18 protein-coding genes are annotated in these 24332 nt (G+C 34.1%); 11 read left to right on the forward strand and 7 right to left on the reverse strand.

Features of this window, described 5'->3' with window-relative positions:
* Positions 1-44: 44 nt before the first annotated feature.
* From M947_RS18700 to M947_RS18720, 5 genes are all read right to left on the reverse strand, one after another.
* Positions 45-1055, reverse strand: a complete 1011-nt coding sequence (locus tag M947_RS18700; protein WP_021287646.1) for an endonuclease/exonuclease/phosphatase family protein — start codon at positions 1053-1055, stop codon at positions 45-47.
* Entirely contained in the window at positions 1055-3004 is a 1950-nt protein-coding gene (locus M947_RS18705; RefSeq protein WP_021287647.1) for a M3 family metallopeptidase, read from the reverse strand. Before M947_RS18705 ends, M947_RS18700 begins: the two co-directional genes overlap by 1 nt.
* On the reverse strand, positions 3004-4095 hold the full coding sequence (locus M947_RS18710) for a trypsin-like peptidase domain-containing protein (protein WP_021287648.1): 1092 nt from the start codon (positions 4093-4095) through the stop codon (positions 3004-3006). The genes M947_RS18705 and M947_RS18710 overlap by 1 nt, the downstream gene beginning before the upstream one ends.
* Positions 4096-5412: a hypothetical protein gene (locus M947_RS18715; protein WP_021287649.1), complete on the reverse strand. Its 1317-nt coding sequence runs from the start codon at positions 5410-5412 to the stop codon at positions 4096-4098.
* Positions 5413-5479: 67 nt separating this feature from the next.
* Complete coding sequence (locus M947_RS18720) at positions 5480-8656, reverse strand: NAD-glutamate dehydrogenase domain-containing protein (protein WP_021287650.1); 3177 nt, start codon at positions 8654-8656, stop codon at positions 5480-5482.
* Between the two features lie 96 nt (positions 8657-8752).
* Here M947_RS18720 and M947_RS18725 point away from each other — a divergent pair, with 96 nt between their 5' ends.
* A complete protein-coding gene (locus M947_RS18725) occupies positions 8753-9499 on the forward strand; it encodes a hypothetical protein (protein ID WP_021287651.1) in 747 nt (248 codons plus the stop codon).
* Positions 9500-9610: 111 nt separating this feature from the next.
* On the opposite strand, the gene M947_RS18730 is transcribed toward M947_RS18725, so the two are convergent.
* Positions 9611-11656, reverse strand: a complete 2046-nt coding sequence (locus tag M947_RS18730; RefSeq protein WP_021287652.1) for a methyl-accepting chemotaxis protein — start codon at positions 11654-11656, stop codon at positions 9611-9613.
* Between the two features lie 95 nt (positions 11657-11751).
* Positions 11752-12756 carry a polysaccharide deacetylase family protein gene (locus M947_RS18735; protein WP_021287653.1) on the reverse strand — a complete coding sequence of 335 codons (1005 nt, stop codon included), beginning with the start codon at positions 12754-12756 and terminating at the stop codon, positions 11752-11754.
* Between the two features lie 139 nt (positions 12757-12895).
* Here M947_RS18735 and M947_RS18740 point away from each other — a divergent pair, with 139 nt between their 5' ends.
* The 10 genes from M947_RS18740 to M947_RS18785 all read left to right on the forward strand — a co-directional run bounded on the left by M947_RS18740 (position 12896) and on the right by M947_RS18785 (position 24252).
* Positions 12896-13474 (forward strand): CheB methylesterase domain-containing protein, encoded by a 579-nt coding sequence (locus M947_RS18740; RefSeq protein WP_031347999.1) that lies wholly within the window; start codon positions 12896-12898, stop codon positions 13472-13474.
* Positions 13474-14253 carry a CheR family methyltransferase gene (locus tag M947_RS18745; RefSeq protein WP_021287655.1) on the forward strand — a complete coding sequence of 260 codons (780 nt, stop codon included), beginning with the start codon at positions 13474-13476 and terminating at the stop codon, positions 14251-14253. Before M947_RS18740 ends, M947_RS18745 begins: the two co-directional genes overlap by 1 nt.
* A 112-nt stretch (positions 14254-14365) precedes the next feature.
* Positions 14366-15076 carry a UMP kinase gene (pyrH, locus tag M947_RS18750; RefSeq protein ID WP_021287656.1) on the forward strand — a complete coding sequence of 237 codons (711 nt, stop codon included), beginning with the start codon at positions 14366-14368 and terminating at the stop codon, positions 15074-15076.
* A gap of 299 nt (positions 15077-15375) precedes the next feature.
* Complete coding sequence (locus tag M947_RS18755; RefSeq protein ID WP_021287657.1) at positions 15376-15597, forward strand: DNA-directed RNA polymerase subunit omega; 222 nt, start codon at positions 15376-15378, stop codon at positions 15595-15597.
* Between the two features lie 5 nt (positions 15598-15602).
* Positions 15603-17753, forward strand: coding sequence for a RelA/SpoT family protein (locus M947_RS18760; protein ID WP_021287658.1), 2151 nt, complete (start codon positions 15603-15605; stop codon positions 17751-17753).
* A gap of 81 nt (positions 17754-17834) precedes the next feature.
* A complete protein-coding gene (gene tyrS, locus M947_RS18765) occupies positions 17835-19034 on the forward strand; it encodes a tyrosine--tRNA ligase (protein ID WP_021287659.1) in 1200 nt (399 codons plus the stop codon).
* Positions 19035-20126 (forward strand): nitronate monooxygenase, encoded by a 1092-nt coding sequence (locus M947_RS18770; protein ID WP_021287660.1) that lies wholly within the window; start codon positions 19035-19037, stop codon positions 20124-20126.
* 7 nt (positions 20127-20133) lie between these two features.
* Positions 20134-21546 (forward strand): N-acetylmuramoyl-L-alanine amidase, encoded by a 1413-nt coding sequence (locus M947_RS18775; RefSeq protein ID WP_021287661.1) that lies wholly within the window; start codon positions 20134-20136, stop codon positions 21544-21546.
* A 117-nt stretch (positions 21547-21663) separates the two neighbouring features.
* Positions 21664-22089, forward strand: coding sequence for a DUF1104 domain-containing protein (locus M947_RS18780; protein ID WP_021287662.1), 426 nt, complete (start codon positions 21664-21666; stop codon positions 22087-22089).
* A gap of 135 nt (positions 22090-22224) precedes the next feature.
* A complete protein-coding gene (locus M947_RS18785; protein WP_021287663.1) occupies positions 22225-24252 on the forward strand; it encodes a TonB-dependent receptor plug domain-containing protein in 2028 nt (675 codons plus the stop codon).
* The last annotated feature ends 80 nt before the right edge of the window (positions 24253-24332 follow it).

Raw genomic sequence — 24332 nt, forward strand, 5'->3', positions numbered from 1 at the left:
GAAGCTAAAGCATCGCTTCCGAAAGTCTTGCCAGCTTAATATTACTAGTTAGTTAATAGCTTAAACTTCGCCATAACAGGTAGATGGTCTGAATAACCTTCTCCTTTATGTCTTGGTATCCTTGCTTTTGAGATTTGCCATCTATAGATGTTTTTTTTCTTAAAGAGATAGTCTCTTTGTAGATTTTTTATGCTTCCATCAAGATAGAACATCTCTCTTTTGTCTAACAAAGATTGAGAGATTAAGATATTGTCAAGTGCTTCTTTTTTACCTCTATAGATGTAAGTATATCTATCATCTGGGTCTGCATCATACCAGAGGTTATAAAAATTATTTTGTTCATATTTTGTATTTTTGGCTCTTTGAGTCTGTTTTACACTTCGTAAAACATGGTTGATGCCAGTTTTGCCGTTGGTATCATTTAATCTTCTTATACGCTCAAACTTTATGTACTCTTCATAGTCGGAGTTAAAGTCACCCAGTAAGATGATGTTTTTATCATATCCAATCTCTTGGATTCTATCTCTTAAGAGTTTAGCAGAAAAAATTCTTTTACTTTCAGGTTTTGACTTTGAATTCCAGTGGTTTGCAAACAAGTAAAACTGGACTCCATCTATCTTAAACTTTGCCTCTAAGATATTTCTATATTTGTAAGTTTTTGTAACTTCTACTTCTTTAGTGTATACAAAGGGATACTTGCTTAAAATCGCTACATTTATAGCTGTATTTTTCTTGTTCGCAATTTTGTAAAATTCATAATAAAGTCCAGCTCTCTTTAGTGTAAAACGTAGGTCTTTTAGAGCTTTAAGGGAGTGAATCTCTTGTAGGGCTATGATGTCTGCATCTATCTCTTTTATGACTTTTGCAATATTTTGTAGTTTGATTTTGTATGTTTTTTGATTCCAGTTACTCTTAGTATTTGGCTTATACTCTCTATATTTGTAGCCTTTTTTCTCTAAATCAAAAAGGTTTTCAACATTATAAGAGGCAATACTCAAAACTCTATCTCCAAAGAGTGTGCCAAGAAGAGCAAAGAGTAAAAAGAGATGTTTCATTAGATGATTCCATTTAATCTCAACAAGCTCTGCGCATCAGGCTCTCTGCCCATCAGAGTTTTAAAATACTCATCCATACTCTTTGCCCCTCCACCTTTTAGTACAATATCAAGATAAGCCTTAGCTACGTTAGAGTCAAAAATCCCCTCATCAACCACGCTAAAAAAGAGATCAGCACTTAAAACCTCTGCCCATTTGTAACTGTAGTATCCAGCCGCATAACCACCTGCGAAGATATGAGAAAAGCCATTTTGAAACTTATTATATGCTGGTGGTTTTATAAGTGCAGTATCTTTTCTGATGGAATCTAGTAAGTCTTGAATACTCTCGCCACTATAAAGCTTTGAGTGGAGTTTAAAGTCAAACAAAGAGAACTCTAATTGTCTTAGCATCTGTGATGCTGACATAAAGTTTTTAGCACGAACAAGTCTCTCTATCATCTCATCTGGCAAAATTTCCTTTGTTTCATGATGAGATGCAAAGAGTTTTAAAACCTTTGGTTCATAAGCAAAGTTTTCTAAAAACTGTGATGGAAACTCAACTGCATCCCACTCCACTCCATTTACACCACTTACTTCAATCTCGCCAACTTCACTTAGTAGATGATGAATGGCATGACCCATCTCATGAAACAGAGTTACTACATCATCATGTCTTAAAAGTGATTTTTGCGTTTTACTAGATGGTGTAAAGTTACAAACTACAAAAGCAGATGCAAGTTTTACTTCGCCATCTTTAGTTTTAGAGTGAGTCTCAAAGTTGTGCATCCACGCTCCGCCTCGCTTGCTTTTTCTAGCTTCAAGGTCAAGATAGATTCTTGCTTTTAACTCGTCTTTTAGATAGATGTCATAAGCATTGGCTTTTTCATCCCAAAGCTTTTCATCCACTCTTACAAATGAGATGCCAAAGAGTCTATTTAAAAACTCAAATGTTCCATCTACTACTCTTGATTGCTCAAAATAAGGTCTATACTCCTCTTCATCTATCTCGTACTTCTTTTTTTTAAGCATCTCGCTATAGTAAGCAGTATCAAAACTCTCTAGTGGCTCTTTTGAGAGTGCTTGAACCTCTTTGAGCTCTTCTTTTGCCTGCTCTTTTGAGTTGTCTATTAGAGTTTGTAAAAAGTCTATAACGCTCTTTGTATCTTTTGCCATCTTAGATGCTAATGAGAGTTCTGCATAGTTACTAAAGCCTAAAATCTTGCTCATCTCATCTTTTAAACTAAGAAGTTCATCTATGATGGCTGCATTTTCTGGAGATCTAGTAACATAAGCTTTGTAAAGCTCTTCTCTTATCTTGCAGTTAGGACCATAAGTCATGTAAGCTATGTATGATGGCATCTGAAGGGTGAATCTGTACTTTGTAACTCCATCCTCTTCAAACTTAGCACTCTCTATATCACTCTTTAAAAGTCCATCAACATCCTTTGCATCAGATGTTACATACTCATATGCATTGGTTGCATCTAGGAGGTTTTGAGAGAAGTCATTTGAGAGTTGGCTCTTTTTGATATTTATCTCTTGAAGTCTTGTCTTTGACTTTTTATCAAGATGAGCACCGCTTAATTCAAAGTGCAAGATGTTTAAATCTAGAACTCTTTTTTGCTCAAAGTTTAAAGTTTTAGCTTCATCTTCTAAAATCTCTTTATAAGCCCTGTAAATCTCTATATTTTGAGATAGTTTTGTAGAGTAATCTGTAATGATGGGCAGAGAGTCGGCATATACTTTTTGCGATTCATCTGAATTGTTTACCGCATTTATGTGTGAGAGTGGCGAGAAAAACAGCTCAAGTCTCTCTTCATTTTCTTGTAGTGGTTTGACAAAAGAGCTATAACTCTTTTTATCAAGCTTGAGTAACTCATCAACGCTTTTATTATTTTGCTCTATAATCTTTTGTAAATCATCTATAAAACTCTCTAAATTTAGACTAAATTTTAAAAATTTGCTCATTATCTATCTTCCTCATCTCTTTTTAATTTTATGGCTTTAAATCTATCTATCAAAATCTCATCATATTCATCAGAGAGTCTAAAGAGCCTCTCTAATGCAACTCTTCCCTCATCAAATGTGAGAGAAGAATCGACTATAAGATAAGATAGATAGATACTGTTTTCATTTATGGAAAACTGCAAGTAGCTAAGGTTTTCATTCTCACTAAGAAGATAATCATAGATATTTTCTATATCCTCTTTTGGAATTCTACAAAGCTTAGAATCACCGATAATGATGCCATTTTCATAGTAGTTAATCTCTATTCTTGCACTTCCATAGTCAACTCTCCACGAGGCTTGAGAGCGTCTTGAGAGGGTGACGTTTATGTTAAGTGAATCAAGTATATCTTCTAAGCGTTTTGTAGCACCTGATGGAGTGTAGCCTTTTCGTCTAAGCTTTGCAATCTCTAGCTTTGTACCACACTCAGGGCAGTAGTCATTTTTGATATCTTTTTCTTTTATAAGATTTTTACAAGATGGACACTTTATGATGTTTATTTCGCCTACTTCTTTGAAATTTTGTATAGCTTCTTTTACATAAAAGTGTGGAAGTGCAAAGCCTAGGTTATTGGCATTTTGAATGATAAAAGTATTTACACCTATAACATCGCCTTTGACGTTTAGGAGTGGTCCACCACTGTTTCCTGGGTTAATTGCCGCATCTATTTGGATGTACTCTAGGTCTTCATAGAGTCTTGATGCTTTTGAAACTATGCCTTCTGTAGCTGTATAGTTTAGTCCATAAGGGTGTCCTATGGCTATAGTTGTATCTCCATTTTTAACTCTGCTAGAAGAGAGTTTTAAAGGATTTTTCGGCTCATCAAACTCAGTTTTTATAAAAGCTAAATCATAATCACTATCATCATAAACAACCTTTGCGATAGTTCTTTTTATATCTTTTGAACTAACTACCACTTCTTTTAGTCCACCTACTACATGAGAGTTTGTCACAATTAAATCGCCCATGATAAAGCCACTTCCAGTTCCATAAGGTGTCATTATCTGGATGATGTTGTCTATATAAGTATCGAGTAGTGTTTGAGTTATCATCTAAATCTCCTCAAAGTTTAGATGCTTTAGCTGTAAAAGATAGCTATTGCTAAACTCATTTAGAGATGAGAAGTTAAGCTTATCTCCAAAAGGTTTTAGCTCTTTATATCTTGCTTGATGTGGAACTATGGTATCGTTGATTCTGGCTTTGATGGCTTTTTTAGCAAAGATTTTTTTGTCTTTGTCATAAAGTACACTATAACCTAGTGCTTTAAAAAAAGTCGGATTTTGAATCTTAACTAGAGTATGCAGAAGCCTTTTTACAATAGGATTTAGCCCATAATTGTATAAAATATAAAAAGGAATATATCTATAGATGGTAGGTATGATCTGATTGTAGCGATTGTTTTTATACCATCTTATTTTTATAAACGATTCATCTATAAAGTTGGAGATTTCTTCATGTGAAACCTTCTCCATCGGGTTAAAAGTGTATTTTGCACTATAAAATTTTTTGCTAAACTCTTTAAAATCCATGTTCTTAAGTTTCTCTACGTACTTTCTTAGCTCTTCATTTTTGTACTCAGTTGAGAGGTTCTCATCACTAAAATATATCCGTATTTTTTTACTCATCTTTTGATAAACATCACATTTTATGATTAAAAGGTAGTCAATTTTAAAGAGTAGATGCAGGTATAAAAAAGCCTGCATCCCAGCATTATCATTTGTTGGGAGTGTAAGTATCTTTGCTTCTAGTTCATCTATCCACTTATGCAAAAACTCATACTTAATCTTTAGCTCATCATCTTCTAGTTTTACAATATGAGAAGAATCTTCAAGTCTGATATCTTTAAATTCACTCTTTAAATACTCTTTGTCAAAGTCAGCATTTAGAGCAATCTCTCGAAGTGGAAAAAATATCTTTTGTGGAGATGCAGTTATATTGTCATGATAGAGTTTTAGCTTTATAAACTCACCATCGCTTGAGTAATTAGCATAAGTTAGTTGGTAGTTTCTCTCTAAGATGTAGCGTTTTAGTGCAACCGTAGCTTCTTTAGTCTTTATCATCACAACTTGCGCGTAAAGAGACTCTTTCGTTACAACTCCTGTGACTCTTGCACTCCCTTGAAATATCTCAAACTCTAGCTTTTCATCATCTCTTATAATTGTGATGTTTTTGTTTGAGATTTGATTTGTGAAGTTCTCTAGCGTTTTGAGGAAAAACTCATAAGCATCTAGTATCTCATGCTTCTCAAAAGATTCATAAGACTTGTTAAAAAGCTCCTCTTCATTAGGGGAGAGTGAAGCATTTATGCCTCTGCCAAAAGGATGGCGAAGTTCTGTTATTTTAGTATCAAAAAAGTTAAACCAGTTCAAAAGTTTCCTATATTAAAGAGTATTTGTAATTTCTTTGCAATTATAGCATGCTTAAAAAAAAGCTATGCTATAAAATAGAAGTCATAATTTGATTTACAGTGATGCTAACCTCTTCGATACTCTTTGTCTCTTTTGACATAAAAAGTTCTATGTTAGCTCTCATATCTTCAAATGACTCTTGTTCATTTTCTAGATACTCTCTAAAAGCCTCCTGAGGTGTTTCGTTTACTCTTTGAAATTCCAAAACTTTGACGGTAAAATGAACCACGATAAACTCTATATACTGGAGGACTTGATGTCTTAGGATTTTTTGGCTACTAGATGCTATATCTATTGCATTTAGGGATGCTATCATCTCTAAAATCTTAAACTCATTTACTACAAAGTAAAAAAGCACTGCAACATCTTTAAAAGAGTGAAGTGAATTTTCTTTTACCATAATAGCAGCTACTGCAAACTTTAGGTAGTCTATAGCACTAAAGAAAAGGTTAAACTTTTGGTTGTCATCTAAGATTTTTGTAATCTTTGAGTCATTCATATTGCCTAAAATCTCAAAAAGTTCCTCTTTGTAGTCTAGTATATGATTTACATCTACTTGATGTTTAGCTAGGTACCTTAACATCCATCTAGTAGTAAATCCTAGAGTCCTCTCTATCTCATCTAGGAGTTTGTACTGAAGCTTTACATTCATCTTAAAATCATTTCTATATATCTCATATCTTATATCATTAGCATCAAAGAGTTGGTTTGTGATGAGGTATGACTTTATCTTTAGTAAAAAGCCATCTCTTCCTATTTTGTTAAAGTCAGAAATAAAGGTAGCGCCTTGAAGGTTTACTATAGTATCTGCCATGATTGTAGCTATGATTTCACGACGAAGGGGGTGGTTTTGAATTTCATGTTCATAAGCACTTATAAATGATTTTGGAAAGTATTTAAATAAAAATTGATTCGCAAAACTCTCATCAACAAGGGTAGAATTAAGTAAAATATTTTTAATAAATATCTTAGAATTAGAGATAAGTGAACTAATGATTGGTCTAACAATAGAGCCAGCAGGACAAAGTATCTCAGAGATATTTTCGTTTTTAGGTATAAAGTTATCTACTCTTTTAAAGGTTGATAGATTGGTCTCTAAAACCTCAATACTTGATAGAAAATCATCCAAATAGCGATGACTTAAACTAGAGTCTCGCGAAATTGCTAGAGATTGGTGATAATTGCTCCATAAAACTAAGTTTACTACTTGCTCAGTTAAGTCTTTTAGTGTTTTTTTAGCACCTTCTTCACTTAAAAGATTTTTTGATTTTATGATATTAAGGAGTATTTTTAAATTTACTTCATGGTCAGATGTATTTACTCCAGCAGCGTTGTCTATTGCATCTAGATTCAACTCTCCGCCAGCTCTTGCATACTCTATTCTAGCTCTTTGAGTAAAACCTAAGTTTCCACCCTCACATACAACTTTAGCCCTTAACTCAGTTGCGTCTAGTCTAACTGCTTCATTTTGTTTATCGCCAAGGTCTAAGTTTGACTCAAGAGAACTTTTAACATAGGTTCCAACTCCACCATTAAAGAGCATATCAACTCTCATCATTAGCATTTTTTTAGCTAACTCTTCTCCACTAAGAGTCTTTTTAGTAGTGCCAAGCAGTTTTTTTATCTCCTCACTTATCTCTATACTCTTTTGTGAACGTAAAAATACGCCTCCACCTTTAGAGATAAGCTCTTTATTATAAGCACTCCAACTTCCGTTTTTGGCTGTAAAGAGTCTCAAACGCTCTTTATAACTAATCTCTACATCAGGGTCTGGGTCTATGAAAATCTCTTTGTGGGAGATTGCACCTAGAAGTTTAAACATCCTAGAATAGAGCATCCCATTTCCAAAAACATCCCCATTCATACTTCCGATGCCAGCTATCGTGATGCTCTGCTCTTTTATATTTATACCTCTTTCTATAAAAAATCTCTCAGAAGATACCAATGCACCACGAGCTGTAATACCTAAATCTTTGTGTCCAAAACCATTGCTTCCACCACTAGCAAAAGCATCACCTAGCCAGTAGGAGCGGCTCTTTGCTATCTCGTTTGCTACATCACTCATAGATGCAGTACCTTTATCAGCTGCAACAACAAAGTAGTAGTCATCTCCATCATAAGCTACAACCCTTTTATCTCTTACTATCTCTCCATCAACTCTGTTGTCAACAAGATCTAAAAGATTATTTATAAATGCACTATAAATGCTTTTAAACAGATCTTTTGTTATAGTAGATTCCTCTTTATGTATAACAAATCCACCTTTAGCGCCATCTGGAATGATGATGGAGTTTTTGCCCTCTTGAGTGAGCATAAGTGACTTTGTCTCTTGGCGATAATCCTCATGTCTCTCGCTCCATCTAAGTCCTCCACGGCTTATTTTGCTCATTCTTAAGTGCACACCGCTAAACTCAGGATGATACACAAAAATCTCTATATTTGGTTGAAGCCCTTTAAGGTTTTGAGCATAAGATGCGGTATCTATTTTAAAAGCTATTTGTGGGTTGTTAAAAAAGTAGTTTGTTCTAGTTAGGTTTTGAATGAGTGCATAGGTGAGTTTTAAAATTTTGTCATCCATAATATTTGGAACATCTTTTATAAGCTCTTCTAAATGTGACTCTAACTCTTTTAAAAGCTTATCTCTTTTGGTCTGTTCTGGATTAAATTTTGTCATAAAATAATCAATAAAAAGTTTAGATATCTGAGGATATGTTGTGATAGTATTTAGTATCGCTTCTTGATTTATCGAGATAACAGACTGGTCAATATACTCAATCATAGCACGAAGAAGTAGCACTTCTCTAATAGAGAGGTTTTGAGAAAATACTAAAGAGTATAGCTTACATCTAAATAGAGCATTGCCTAAAAGTGAGTCTGAAATAACTCTCTGGACATTTAGTTTTGAGTTTTTTAAGCTCTTTATGTCATCTAGTTTTAGGTTAAATTTATTTAAATAGATTTGCTGCTTACCTTTTTTTATAGTATAGGTAATCTCATCTATTATGATAAAGCCAAAATCATGCAAAACTGGAAGTATTGAAGATAAGTATATCTGTTTTGAAGAGTAAATATATATAAAGGGAAGTTTTGAATCATCAACAATCTCTGTGATGATTTTTTTCTCTAAAACATCACTGTAGAGTTCATCAGAAATAGTTGGGCTGTCTTTAGAAATAGCAGTCGAATTTGTAGAAGAAGATTTCATTAGAATTCCTTATAAAAATTAATTTAATTGTAACACATTTTGAATTCTTTGGACATGTGTTGTATGATACATTTAACTCAAAAGGTAGGAGAAACTATGCAAAAGGAAGCAAAATTTAAAGAATCACAAGTAAATATACTTCATTATGTGGCTTACAGCCTTTTAATAGCGGCACTTGGAATTGTTGGGTATCTCTATGTAGATTTAAACTCTCAAAGTTCTCAAGATAGAAACAATGCTAAAAAAGTTGTGAGTTTTGCAGAGTTACCACTAGATGTTCAAAAAGAGTATAAAAGCATTAATGAGTATAAATCTCTAGAGATGAAGCTAAAAAATATACAAGAACAGAACAAACGACTAACTACAATCAACAGAGATGTTTCGCCAGCTCCTTTAGTAAAGAGCAGTGCTGATAAAAACTTTGAGGATTTAAGTGAAGCTCCAAAAGGTGCGAAGCTTATAAAAGAGTTTGCAAGTTGTTATGACATGGAGATGGGGAGTTATATCATCTCTTGGGAGTGTAAAAAAAACATCATCTCTTTTATAAACAAACACAAAGATGCTAAGTATTTTGAAATCATCCCTTTAGTAGACGATGCGGAGTTTACACTATATAAAAACTTAGAAAATAATGATTTTATATATGATAAGTTAAATGTAACCCAAAATAGCATCAACAAGATGAAAAAACTAAGCCAATCAGGACTTGCAAAACACAGAGCAGTTGAGGCTAACTGGGTTATAAAAGTTCACACAAACAAAAAAGCAAAAGTTTATAGTGCCAACTATCATTTGATATCTCATGATGGAAAAAGAGGGATTTTAGTTAGAGCCTACCATTGATAATAACAATAAAACGAACTCGTCCATTTTATTGGCAGGGACAGATGTCTCTTGCAATCCTCTTATCATGGAGTATGCCATTGGTTAGCGTTCCTATAAAGGGTTTAATGATTAAGTCCTAAACTCCTCTAGTTTTACATGCAGAGCGTCAGTTAGTGAGTTTAGATGCTCTGCAGCTGCTGCTATCTCTTCGACACTTCTTGCATTTTGAGATGAGATAGTGTTTATCTGCGTGATTTGATTTACGATAAACTCTATATCTTTACCAGTTTTTTCAAAATCATTTACAGTCTTATCACTCGCTTTTACAGCTAAGTTTACAATATTTACACTATCGTTTATCTTCACCTCTACATCAGTTGATATCTCAGCTAAAGCTTGAACTTCTTGAGAATTTGTGTTCATTTGAGTGCTCACATCATTTATGGATTGGACTATTACGCTAATAGTTGCATTTATCTCTCCTAGTGATTTTTGAGTTCTCTCTGCAAGTTTTCTAACTTCATCAGCCACAACCGCAAAGCCTCGTCCATGCTCGCCTGCACGTGCTGCTTCAATCGCAGCATTGAGTGCAAGTAGGTTTGTCTGGTCTGCAATATCTGAGATAACTTCTAAGATGCTCTTAACTGCATTTGCTTCACCTGAGAGAGCATCCATTTTATGGGCTAGATCTATCTCTAGTTGGGCACTGCCTTGAACTCTAGAAGTAAGAGCAACAATATCATTTCTAGCAGCATTTAGATTCTCATTTGCTTTTTCAACTTCTTTTTTACTCTCTTGCGCATCAGTGATAGCTATTAAGATTTCATCTTTTGTAGTGTTTGCTTTTAGAGTTGCATCATCTACTGCTACAACTGATTTTTCAACATTTTCTCCAACACCTTTTGCAGTAGTTGAGAGTTCATGAGAGATAGAAGCGTTTTCTGTAGCGCCCTGTTTAGAAATTTTTATAAGGTTTTTGAGACTATCTAAGAGTTCATTAAAAGTTGATGCCATTTGAGCTAACTCTAGTGGAGCATTTTCATCAACTTTCTTATTTAAGTCGTTGTTACTTCCGATGCTAAGAAGTGTATCTTTAAATCTATCTAGTGGTTTTATAACGCTAATGTTTATCATAACTACAGTAAGCGCAACTATGATAAGAAGTGCGATTATAGCTGCTATGATGATAGAAGTTTTTATCTCATTTGGTGTTATCATAACCTCTTGTTCGCCTATTCTTGAGATAATAGCCCAGTCAAAATCTTGACCAATATCTATGTGTGAATATGCAAGAAGGATTTGATTGCCATCATAACCTTCTGTCATTATAATGTCTGTTTTACCCTCAAATGCATCTCTTGAGGCTTGTGTATCAACTCTACCTTTTGCTGGATTTGCAAATGATGCTCTAATAGAGTGAGTACTATTGTTGATAAAACTATCACTTCTCATAAGCTTATCAGCTCCTACTAGATAGTCCTCTTGTGTCTCGCCATAGCCATTTCTTTGTTGCATAACTTTGTTTATAGCAGCGTCACTTATTTGAAATACAAGAACAGCTTGAACCTCTCCATCAATAGATACAGGAGTTGAGAGAAACATTGTCGGCTCATTTTCGCTTGGAGCGTATGGTTTCATATCTATAAATGTAGGGCGATTGTTCTTTAGAGCTTCTCTGTAAGCTTCTCCTAGAGGACTATCTTTTAATGCACCAACAGTTAAATTCGCACCATAATCAGACTCTTTTGTAGCACTATACATAACATGTCCATGTTTTGCACAAATGATAAAGATATCATAATATTCATAGGCTTTCATATAAGTTTGAAAATACTCTTCATGTCTCTCTTTTTTATCTTTTGCTAACTCGTTGTTAACTGGATAAGGTTCATCTGCTTGTACATTTAGTGTCTCATGTACATCTATGAGATCTGTTAGTAGCTCTTTTACATTTTGTGAGCGAGAAAGAACTTCTATATCTACAAGATTTTTATCAAAAAAAGATTGAATTTGACTTTTTTTCATATCACGAACAGTTGTTAAGTTCTCATAACTGTTTTTTAGTAGTGCATCTGCACTTTTGTTTGTTGAGATTAGTCCTATGATAAAAGCCAAAACGACTAAAGACACTGCTACAAGCAGGATAACTTGTAATTTTATAGATAGTTTGTTCATTAAATACTCCCCAATAATGTTAAAAAAAATTGTATCAAAGAAAAAGTTAAAAAAAACTTTTTAGAGCGACAATTTGACTATTTAACTTTAAAATGTTACTCAATTATCCATAAGTGACTATACCAGTACCACTTATTATCTCTTGTAGGGGCTGTACAAGTATACTTATCTCTAGGCTTTTTTAGCTCCTTATCAGCGCTTACTTCAAGTTCGGTTTGTGATACCCAAGTGTGATTTATCTTTTTACCACTTGAGATAAAGCACTGCATATTTGGAAGTTGCTCTTTTAGTGTCAGGGTAAGTTTTGGAGGATTGTTGTTTTTTATGATGTTGTTTTTTGGTAAAACAGAGACAATTGGCATAGGTTTTGTGTTTAGCTTAGTTATAAAGCTATCCATGGATGCATAGGCCTCAGCCATAGGAAATCTAGGTATTTTTCTTAAATCTGTATCAAAACCAATAGCCCCAGAAGTTTGTGTGATGCCAACGAAGTCTAACTCTTCTAAGATGTTTTCAACCCTTTCATCATACTCTCCAAAAGGATATGAAAAGAGGCGTGGATTTTCATTGGTGCTATCCCCTAACTCTTCTTGAAGTCGCCTTTGAGCCTTTAAGATCTCATCTCGGATCTCTTTTTTATCTTTTTGTATGAGGTAGTGATGCATGACAGAGTGGTTTATAAACTCTGCTTTATGTTTTTTTATCTCTCTCATTTGTGACCATGACATATAGTTTTTTGATTTGGCATCTACGGGATTGGTACTAACCATAAGACTAAAGGCGAAGCCCATCTCTTTAAGATGTGGGTAGCCATCTTCATAAAAACTAATATATGCATCATCTATGGTTAGTGCTACAGTCTTTGGTGGTAACTCTTTTTTTGCTTTTATATATGAGATGATTTTAGATAGATGCCAAACATTGTAGTCGTTAGCTTTTAAATACTCTAGTTGTTTTTTGAATTGTTCTATTTTGATATTTGTAGATGGGTACTTAGTCTCATTAAAACGATGATACATAAAAGCAACAGCCCAGCTATCAGCAAATAGAGTTGATGCGTAAAGTATAAGAGAGATAAAAAGAGATTTTTTAAACTTCATAAATTTTGTCCTTAGATATGTTTTGTGCATTATAGTATGTAACTATTTAAGAGTGCTATAAAGAGATATATTTGATATAATACAGTCACATTTTAGTAAAAAAATTAAGGCCTCGTTGTATGAAAATAGAAAAACAAATATGAGCTATACAGTACCAAAAAAAATAGTCCTAATAGCAGCTTCAACAGGTGGGCCCGGACAGATTGAAAAGATTATAAAAGCTTTGCCAAAACTAAACGATACAAGCATTGTAATAGCTCAACATATGGTTGTTGGTTTTATGGATAGTTTTGCAAAAAGATTAGATGAGGACCCAACAAACAATATCTTCATAGCTAATGATAAAACTTACTTAAAGAGTTCAGGTATCTATGTATGTTCAGGTTCTACTAGAGTTAGCAGAGATTCAAATGGACTAATCTTTAGTAAAAAAGACTCTAGCTTAAATAGTTTTAATCCAGATATTAACTATATTTTTAACTCCTTTTTACCCTTTACAAAAGAGATAGAGTTTTTAAGCGTAATATTAACGGGAATTGGTGCAGATGGGATCGAGGCTTGCAAAGCTTTACAAGAAAACGGCTCTTTGTGCTTGACAGAGTCGCAGCAAAGCGCCATCGTAGATGGGATGCCTAGTCGTGCTAGAAAAGAGATAAAAGATATAAAAATTTTAGATATAAAAGAGATAATACAAACCATAAAGGAATTTTGTTCATAATGTTTAGTTTTTTTAGAAAAAAAGAAGATAAGAGTTTTGGTGAGGTAAAAAAAGAGGAACCAACTGACTATAGTGATGCAACTGGGATTGCTGAATACTTTAAAAATGAAACAGGTGTTACTTTTGATAAGCAGATGAATATTTTAAACAACAAAGTTATGACATTTTGTAAGCAAAGAGGGATAAATTCGTTTTCTAAACTTCTAAGTCTTTTAGATAGAGATGCAGATATAAAGCAAGAGCTTATAGATTATCTAACTACAAATGAGACATTTTTTTATAGAGAGTTTAAGCAGATAGAAGAGTTAGTAAGTCTTGTAAAAAAGGACTCCTCTACAGTTAAGATAATGTGTGCGCCATCATCAACGGGAGAAGAGCCTTATAGCATAGCGATAGCTCTTCTTGAAGCTGGAGTAAAAGCAGATAAGTTTAAGATTTTAGGTATAGATATAAACTCAGATGCATTAAATAAAGCTAAAAGAGCAGTTTATAAACAAAGAAATGTAAGAAATCTTAGCGATGAGATTGTGCAGAGGTATTTTTATAAGCAAGATGATAAGTTTATCTTAAAAGATAGTATTAAAAGTTTAGTAGAGTTTAGACTTATAAACATCTTTGATGCCTCATTCGCTACTCTTGGTAAATTTGACTATATTTTTTCAAGAAATATGTTTATCTACTTCGATGCGCAAACTAAAGCAAGAGCTAAAGGGATACTCCAAGGGATGAGAAAAAACCAAGAACAAAAGATATTTTTCGGTCATGCCGATGAATTATAAAAAACGGAGATTTATAAAAGCAATATCAAAGACAAATTTTAATATAATTCGCGGATTTAGATATAAGGGCACCTCTGACAAAAAATTTTAGAGATGCCTAAAAAGGAATTGCATGGCTAATAAACGGGTATTGGTTAAGTTTTCAGGTGAAGCTCTCGCAGGTGAAGCAGGTCATGGGATTGATACTAAGATACTTAAGTATATTGCTCAAGAGATAAAATCTTTAGTAGATGCTGGCATAGAAGTTGGCATAGTGATTGGCGGTGGAAATATTATTCGTGGCGTTACAGCTGCGCAAGATGGCATTATCAAAAGAACTAGCGGTGATTATATGGGAATGCTCGCTACTGTGATAAACGGTGTAGCTATGCAAGAGGCTTGTGAGCATGCAGGGCTTCAAGTGAGGATGCAAACAGCTATAAAAATGGAACAAATTGCAGAGCCATATATAAATCGTCGTGCAGTTCGTCACTTAGAAAAGGGCAGAGTGGTTATCTTTGCAGCAGGGACTGGTAATCCATTTTTTACAACAGACACAGCGGCAACTCTAAGAGCAGTAGAGATTGGTGCTGAGGTTATCATAAAAGCTACTAAGGTTGATGGAGTTTATGATAAAGATCCAGAAAAGTTTAGGGATGCAATAAAACTCTCAGAACTAACATACGAGCAAGCTCTAAAAGACCATATAAAAGTTATGGACGACACATCCATAGCATTAGCAAAAGACAACAAATTGCCAATTATAGTGTGTGATATGTCTAAAAAAGGAAACTTGCTAGACATACTAAACGGCAATAGAGAAAACTGTTCTATAGTGCAGTAGCATTAAGTCTCCTTTTAGCCTCGTTTTACCTTTTTTGAGACTGTGAAATAACTGTAGTTGTTTCACAGTCTCTCTTGAAGTAAAATGAGAAGGCTAGTGTTACTTTAAAGCCTAAAGCCCCAGAACAAATTCGCGGTTTTAAAAGCTTCAAATGGTAGTCAAAGAGGCACAAGTGCCGAGGGCTTCCCGCCGAGGGAAACCAAGTGTTAGCGTAGGTAGCGGAATTACTTCCGATACCGTGACAAAATAAGATGAAGGATCCCCTTCATCTTATAAAATAAAATTAAGGAAATAATTGTATGAATGTTGAAGAATTAACAGCAAAAATATTAGATGACAACAAAACTCTTGATCGTTATCAGTTGGCACTTGCTGTCTCAAAGAGAAGTGATGAGATTTTAAATGGTGCTACAAGCAAGTTAAATATTGATCCAAAAAGCATTAAAGCAGCAGATTTGGCTTTGATGGAGATTGCACAAGGTCTTATAGTTATAAAAGGCTTTGAAGATATTATAAGATAGTTGATTTGAGTCTGAGTCAAGTTGATATAGAAAAAGTCAAACACATACATGATGTTGACTCAGCACAGGGGTACCTCTTTAGCCAAATGGCTCCAAGTAAGAGACTCCAAGATGCTCTGGAATATTCAAAGGCTGCTCATAAAGGGCAGTTTAGAAAGAGTGGCGAGCCTTATGTTATTCACCCTATTTTAGTAGCTACTATAGTTGCTTCTATTACAGATGATGAGTCAATGGCGATAGCTGCACTTTTGCACGATATTGTAGAAGATACAGATGTTGGGATTGAGACTATCACAGAGCTGTTTGGAAGTGATGTGTCGCATCTTGTTGAGGGACTTACTAAGATTGATACTATCCGTGATTTAGAGCTTGTTCCATCTAGTTCAAATGAAAAGTTAGTGGTCTCTGCACTCTCATTTAGAAAGATGTTGCTCGCTAGTATCGAAGATGTAAGAGTTTTAGTGGTAAAACTTTGCGATAGACTTCACAATATGCTAACCTTAAATGCACTACCGCAACACAAACAGCTAAGAATTGCAGAAGAAACACTTGTAGTTTACGCTCCTATTGCACATCGCTTAGGTATCTCTTTTTTAAAAAATATATTAGAAGATTTGAGTTTTTCATATATTTTCAAAGAAGAAAAACACCATATTGATAACTATCTTGATACGAACTATCACGCTATAGAGATGAAACTAGAAGAGTTTAAAGAGTCGATAAATAAAATCTTACTAAAAAACGGTATTTGTGAAGATGACTTTGAGATTCTCTCTCGTGTAAAACATCGCTACTCTATCTACTTAAAGATGCAAAGAAAAGGTGTCTCAATAGACGAAGTTTTAGACCTTTTGGCTATTAGAATCATCACAACTGACCCAGTAAAGTGTTACAATATTTTAGGACTTATCCATCTAAACTTCCAACCTCTCTCATCAAGATTTAAAGACTATATAGCAGTAGCAAAAGATAATGGTTATCAGACTATCCATACTACGGTTTTTTATAAAACTGCTATTTTTGAAGTTCAAATCAGAACTCATGAGATGCACAATACCGCAGAACTAGGAGTAGCAGCTCACTGGAAATATAAGAGTGGTGGAAATAATATAAAACTAGACTGGCTAAACAATCTAAGCTATCAAAATGAGTCAGTTGAAGACTTCTATGCACTTATAAAAAATGACTTGTATTCTGAGGATATAGCTGTCTTTTCTCCTCGCGGAGAAGCCTTTACTCTTCCTAGAGGTGCAGTAGTTTTAGACTTTGCTTATATGGTCCATAGTGCAGTTGGAAATAGAGCAAAATCAGCACTTGTAAATAAGGTAAAAGCCTCACTCTTAAGCGAGCTTCAAAATGGCGATATTATAAAAATAAATATGTCTGATGATGTCATCACAAGATGTTCATGGATAGATGCAGTAAAAACATCTAAAGCCAAAACTAATATGCGGCTAAATTGCAACGCAAGACTTAGGGATTTAAATGCAAAATCAAGTGTAAACATAGTCGCAACTGCAATGAAACTTAATAACTCAAGAGTTGAAGAGTGGTTTGATAGAAACAGCTTTGAGCGAAGAGCAAATATACCATCAGATATAGAATTGCTTCGTGAAGTCATGCATAGATATACTTTAGAAATTAGCAAAAACTCAAGGTTTAAGAGATTTCTTACTCGTCATAGATTTAAGCTAAAACCTTACACCATAAAGGGTGTTGAAATATTTAGCAACTCACATATTAGTGACGTAGTTTTTGATTATTGTTGTCATCCAAAAGCTGGTGATGAGATAGTTGCTTTTTTAGAAAAATCTAAAGCTTATGTGCATCATAAGATGTGCAAAAGTGCTATCAAAAAACTAGAAGCAAATGATGCTATGCTCTTTGTTAGATGGGAGAGACAAAATATCTACAACTACAATATGATAGTCTCCCTGCACAGTGGAAAAGGAACTTTAGCTGATTTTTTAAACTTTTTAGTGAAGTTAAATATAGATATAAACTCTATAGAATTAGGAAAAAATAAAAGTGAATCTTCAAGATATTGCGAGCTTGGTTTTGAGTCAAAAGAAGCTGATATTAACTCACTTCGTGCTAGAATGGAGCAAAAAATAAAAGTCATTCATCTCATTCGTACAGATGATGCATATCGTTAAATTTGTTGTGTTTTGGCCGCTGAGGCCATTAAAGCTTGGCTCTTTGAGCCAGAAAAATTAGAAGATTAGGAATATATATAGATGTTACAAGAGGCCCTAAGAGAGATACAAAGAGGTTGTGCTGAGATAATCGACATTGAGAGAGTAGAGAACTTATTAAAAGCTTATTTTGATGAGGGGAAAGCTTTTACTGTAAAGGCTGGTTTTGACCCTACTGCACCAGACTTACACCTTGGTCACACAGTTTTATTGCAAAAGATGGCAACATTTCAAAAGTATGGGGCTAGAGTACAGTTTCTTATAGGTGATTTTACTGCGGCTATCGGCGATCCAAGTGGAAAGAGTGTGACTCGCAAGGTTTTAAGCAGCCAAGATATAGAAAAAAATATAGCAAGTTACACTACGCAAGCCTTTAAGATTTTAGATGAGAGCAAAACAGATATTGTTTATAACTCAAGCTGGTTAAACTCTCTTGGAACTGTTGGTATGATAGAGCTTGCATCTACTCTAACAGTTGCTAGAATGCTTGAACGTGATGATTTTTCAAAAAGATACACGGCAAATACACCAATAGCAGTTAGTGAATTTTTGTACCCACTTCTTCAAGGGTATGACAGTGTTCATCTAAAGAGTGATATAGAAATTGGTGGGACAGACCAGAAATTCAACCTTCTGATGGGAAGACAACTTCAAAAAACTTATGATGTAAAAAAACAACAAGCTGTGCTTATGATGCCAATATTAGAGGGACTTGATGGTGTTCAAAAGATGAGTAAATCTCTTAACAACTACATAGGAGTAACTGATGAAGCTAACGATATGTATGGCAAAATCCTTAGTATCTCTGATGAGCTTATGTGGAGATTTTATGAGCTACTAAGTACAAAAACTCTTGATGAGATAGATACTCTTAAAGCCGGTGTTAGTGATGGCTTACTTCACCCAAAGAGTGTTAAAGAAGAGTTAGCCTTAGAGATTACGGCGAGATATCATACTAAAGAGTTAGCTGATGCAGCAAAAGAAGAGTTTCAAAAAGTTCATTCTCAAAGTCAAATCCCTACCGAGATAGAGGAGTTTAGTGCTGATGGAGATATCTGGATAGCAAAGGCTTTAGTTGATTGTAACTTAGAGCCATCTACTTCACAAGCTAGAAGAGATATTAAGCAAGGTGCTGTTAAAATAAATCAAGAAAAGATTTCAGATATAGAGTTACAACTCACAAAAGGTGAGTATGTACTACAAGTTGGAAAAAGAAAGTTTGCAAAATTAAAGGTTAATTAGATGAGTTTTAAGTCACTAAAGATCGGAAAATATACTATACAACATCCAATAGTCCAAGGTGGAATGGGTGTTGGAATTAGCTGGGATAAATTAGCTGGAACTGTGTCTTATGAGGGTGGTTTGGGAGTCATTAGTGCTGTTGGTACTGGTTACTACGAAGACAAAGTCTATGCTAAAAAATTAGTCTCAAATAGACCTTTGAGTGAAGTGAATTTCTACTCAAGCGAGGGGCTTAAAAAAATCATCTTCAATGCAAGAAAAATATGTGGAAATAAGCCTCTAGCTGTAAATGTTTTATACGCTATAAATGACTATGGTAGAGTTGTAAGAGATGCTTGTGAGGGTGGAGCTGATATCATTATAACTGGAGCAGGTCTACCTACAAATATGCCGGAGTTTACTGAGGGTTATCCAGATGTAGCTCTTGTACCTATAGTCTCATCTGCAAAAGCTTTAAAAATTATTTGTAAAAGATGGCAAAAAAGATACAACAAAATCCCAGATGCAGTAGTAGTAGAGGGTCCAAAGAGTGGTGGACATCAAGGTTTTACTTATGAGCAGTGCAAATTAGAAGAGAATCAACTAGAAAATATAGTAGGTCCAGTTGTTGAGGAGGCGGCTCTTTGGGGAAATATTCCAGTCATAGCAGCTGGTGGAGTTTGGGATAAGAGTGATATTGAACAGATGCTATCACTAGGTGCATCAGGCGTTCAGATGGGAACTCGCTTTATTGGAACTGATGAATGTGATGCCCATCAAAACTTTAAAGAAGTGCTACTAAATGCTAAAAAAGAGGATATACAGCTTATGGGCTCACCTGTTGGATACCCAGCTCAAGGTATAGTTACAAACTTAACTCATTTAGTCCAAAAAAGAGAAGGTCCAGCTATTAAGTGCATATCTAACTGTGTGTCACCATGTAATCGTGGAGAAGAGGCAAAGGTAGTTGGTTTTTGTATAGCAGATAGGCTAAGTGATGCTTATTTAGGAAATTTGGAAACGGGTCTATTTTTTTCGGGAACAAATGGCTATAGACTAAATGAAATAATCTCAGTAAAAGAGTTAATGAAAAAGCTTGTCCAAGGTGAATAGATAGCTGATGATGCGTTTACTTGTTCTTATCTTCTTAATTGCTATATCTCTTTACGCTCAAAGTGACAGAGAGCTCTTAAAAAGAGCCGATACTTTTATGAAAACTGAATCAAAATCAAACTATTTTCGTGCATATAATGACTACAAAAATCTCTATCTTCGTGCCATTATGTCAGAAGATGAGAAGCTTAGGAGTAGTGCATTAAAAGGGATCGTTAAAAGTGGTAAAGCACTTCATATAGATATATCTCAGTATGAACAAGAACTAGCTAGTATAAAAACAAAACCATCCTCATATAAAGCTCCTAAAAAAAAGTATAAAGCTAAAAAAGTTAAAAGCAAAAGCCCAAATATTAAAATAACTTCATCACACAAATTAAAAAGTATAAAATGGCGAGATGGCAGACTTGTCTTGAAATTTGACAAAAAATTAAGAAATAATCAACTAAATTATTTTACACTCTATGATGCAAAAGAGCAGAGATATAGATATGTTTTTGATGTTCACGCATCTATGCTCACAGATTCACAAAGCTTAAATAAACGAAATATAGATAGAATCAAAATAGCCCAGTACAACTCAAATACACTAAGACTTGTTATAGAAGATAGTCAAAAAGTGCGTATTAGCTTTAAAAAAGATGATGATGAACTAGTTATTCATATGGTTGCATCTACTAAAACCAAAAGCATACAAACAGTAAAACAAAAACCAGAAAAGTCAAACTTCCCTAAAAGAGCTGATAGAGATAAAATCATAGTTATAGACCCAGGTCATGGTGGAAAAGATCCAGGAGCGGTTGGCTATAAAAGATATAGAGAAAAAGTTGTAGTTTACAAGATATCTAAAGAGTTAAAGAAGATTTTAAAAGCTCGTGGATATACAGTGTATATGACAAGAGAGAGTGATAAGTACATAAAACTAAGCCAAAGGACTGCTTTTGCCAATAAAAAAAAGGCTGATGTTTTTGTAAGTATTCACGCAAATGCAGTTGGACGCAAAAATGCACATAAAGTTCATGGAATAGAGTGCTATTTCTTGTCTCCTTCTCGTTCTAAAAGGGCTGAGAGAGTTGCTGCGAAAGAGAACTCCGCAGATTTGAGTGAGATGAATAAATATGGTAAAGATACCTTTTTAAACTTTCTAAATTCTCATAAAATAGTTGCATCAAACAAACTAGCCATCGACCTACAAAGGGGAATGCTAGGAGAGTTAAACAAAAACTACAAAGCAAAAGATGGCGGAGTAAGAGAGGGACCTTTTTGGGTGCTAGTTGGTGCTCAAATGCCAGCTGTCTTAGTCGAAGTAGGTTTTATCTCACATCCGCAAGAGGCTAAAAGATTGGTAAATCCTACATACAGAAAAAGAATAGCTCTAGGTTTAGCAAATGGGATTGAGAGATATTTTGAGAAAAACTAATTAAATTTTTACTTATCCAATTCAACTAGTAATTGTAACACTTGATTAACTACTGCATAAGACTTCACAAACACTTCACAATAAATAGTTACAATCAAAAAAAAACGGAGATTTAAAATGAGAAATATAATTATAAGTGCTTTGTTGGCTACAGCTCTCATTGCAGTTGATTACTCGAATATGTCAATACAAGAGTTAAAAAACCATAGAGGTGGTGTTGCACCAGAAGATAAATCTGCGTTTAAAGCAGCTATGAAAGCTAAGATGCAAGCACTATCGCCTGAAGAGCGAAAAATAGAAAAAGAAGAAATGCATGCATTTAAGGCGTCTATACTCTCCACTACGCCAGAAAAAATTGCAGAATTTGAAGCAAAAATGAAATCGCTTACCCCTGAGAGAAAAAATGCTTTAAAAACAAAAATGAGCTCATTGAGTATGGAAGAGAAGTTTGCATTTAAGACAAAAATGATATCAATGACTTCACAAGAGTTGGTTCAAAGAGCAGATGAACTTATTAAAGAAAAGCAAGTGCAAATAAAATAATACCTTAGAAGTGGTAGTACTCATCGCAGTATTACCTTTAAAAATTAATTACTTATCATATTCTATAGTAAATTAACACAAATATAACACTCTTTTGCAATAATAATTTAAATTTATTGAAAAGAAGGATATAAGTTGAAAATTAATAATATTTTAAGCTTTAGTATAATTTTATCATCACTGCTTGTAGCAAATGAGACATATTACTTAGGTGAAATTGTTGTCTTAAGTACTAAAACCAAAAGTACAATAGATGATTTACCTATGCAGGTAACTGTAATTACACAAGATGAAATTGAAAATAGCGGCGCGACAAATGTTTCTGATATATTGATAAGTAGTGGAGAAGTTGTTACAAGGCCATCTGGCGCTAATGAACAACAGGTTAGTATACGAGGAATGAAACCCGATGATACACTTTATCTAATAGATGGTAAAAGAGTTAATGGAGATTTTTCAGATGCAGGAAAGCTTCCTGCTAGCATGGTAGAGAGGATAGAGATAGTCAAGGGGAGTTCCGGTTTACTTTACGGGAGTGACTCTATAGGTGGAGTGGTAAACATTATTACTAAAAAAAGTAGTGATGATTTTGCCGGAGATGTACAATTAACTCATGCAAAAAGTAAAAATAGTGCTGATATGAGTGTGTTTGGTAAAAAAGACAATACCTCATTTAGAATTTTCTCGAGTTATATTAAAAGAGATACTTATTCAAATGATACGACAGAAGATATTATCATTAAACAGGGAACTAACTCATATAAACCCTCTACACTCTCTCCCACACTACAATCAACAACAAATTTAGATAATTTAAACGATACATATACTTTTCAAGAAGATCTTCAAAATGAAATGGAGATTAAAAGTATTAGCGGGGGAGTAACGCACAGATTTAATGATCATTTTAAGATAGATGTAGATATGAGTTATCTTAAAGAGGATACCCAGGGAGATTTTGTAAGCGCACTATATAAGACAAACTATGATAAAATCGTAGTAAATAATATTTTAGCAGAACAGTATGATGAAAATAAAAGAGTTACTGCGAGTTCTGGATTTACATATACACCTTCGGATGCTTATGAATTAAGATATAGTATCTCATATTCAAAATATGAAAAAGACAAAAAAATATATACAAACTTCTGGGAAGAACTGGGGTATAATTCAAAAGAGGGCTCTATATCTGGGGTAGACAATTCTACTACAAGGTATGTTAACCATAATCTTGTAAACACATATGAATTTTCACAGAACAATAGAGTTTTAGTTGGAGGAGAGTATAGAGTTAATGATAGAGAAGCGACTGGATATAGCATAGATAATAGAACATATTCAGGAGTTTTTTTGCAACATGAGTATAGACCTATTAAGAAGTTAAATCTTGTATATGGGGCTAGGTATGATAAAGACTCTGTAGCAAAAAGTGAATCTTCTATCAGCTTTGGTGCCGTTTATGCAGTAGATAAAAACACAAAACTCAAGGCAAACTACTCCGAAGGTTTTAAAAGTGCAACTGATGAAGAACTCTATACTAACAGTACAACAGCTGTAGGAAAAAGTCTTCTAGGTTCTACAATTATAGATGGAACAAAAACAGAGAGTTGGAATCTTACACCAGAAACAAGTCAAACTATAGAGATAGGAGTAAGTAACAAGGGGGATATGTATGATTTCAAAGCCTCCGCTTATAATACCAACATAGATGATAGAATAAGCAAGGTTGTACTAGATGCCACTACTACGACTTATAAAAATATAAGCAAGAGTGAGATAGAAGGGGTTGAAACCAGCATAGCTCTTTATCCAATAGATGAGTTAATTGTAAAATTTTATTATACCTATGTAGATGCAAAAAACAAAACAGATGATACTGATCTGGTTGGAGTTCCAGAGAAACTCACAAGTATGACAATTAGCTATTTCCCCATTCCAAAGCTTGAGTTAAGAAGTGTAACAAAATATACGGGAAAACAGATAGGTTCAGAGGGAGAAGTTGGGAGTTATAGCACAACAAATATAAAGATAATGCAAAAAAATAGTTTTAAAAATATAGATCTCTTTGCCGGAATCGACAATGTTTTTGATAAAAAAATACCAGAAGAATTGGGATATATACAAAAGTCATATTACTACATTGGTGCTAAATACAAGTTTTAAGATATACAAAGTATGTCTAGAGATAAGACTGTTCTGTCTTAACTGGGAGTGTTAGAAATTTCGTGTCAGTTTGATAAAAT

Origin of the sequence: Sulfurimonas hongkongensis, assembly GCF_000445475.1 — a bacterium.
GTDB classification, from domain to species: Bacteria; Campylobacterota; Campylobacteria; order Campylobacterales; family Sulfurimonadaceae; genus Sulfurimonas; species Sulfurimonas hongkongensis.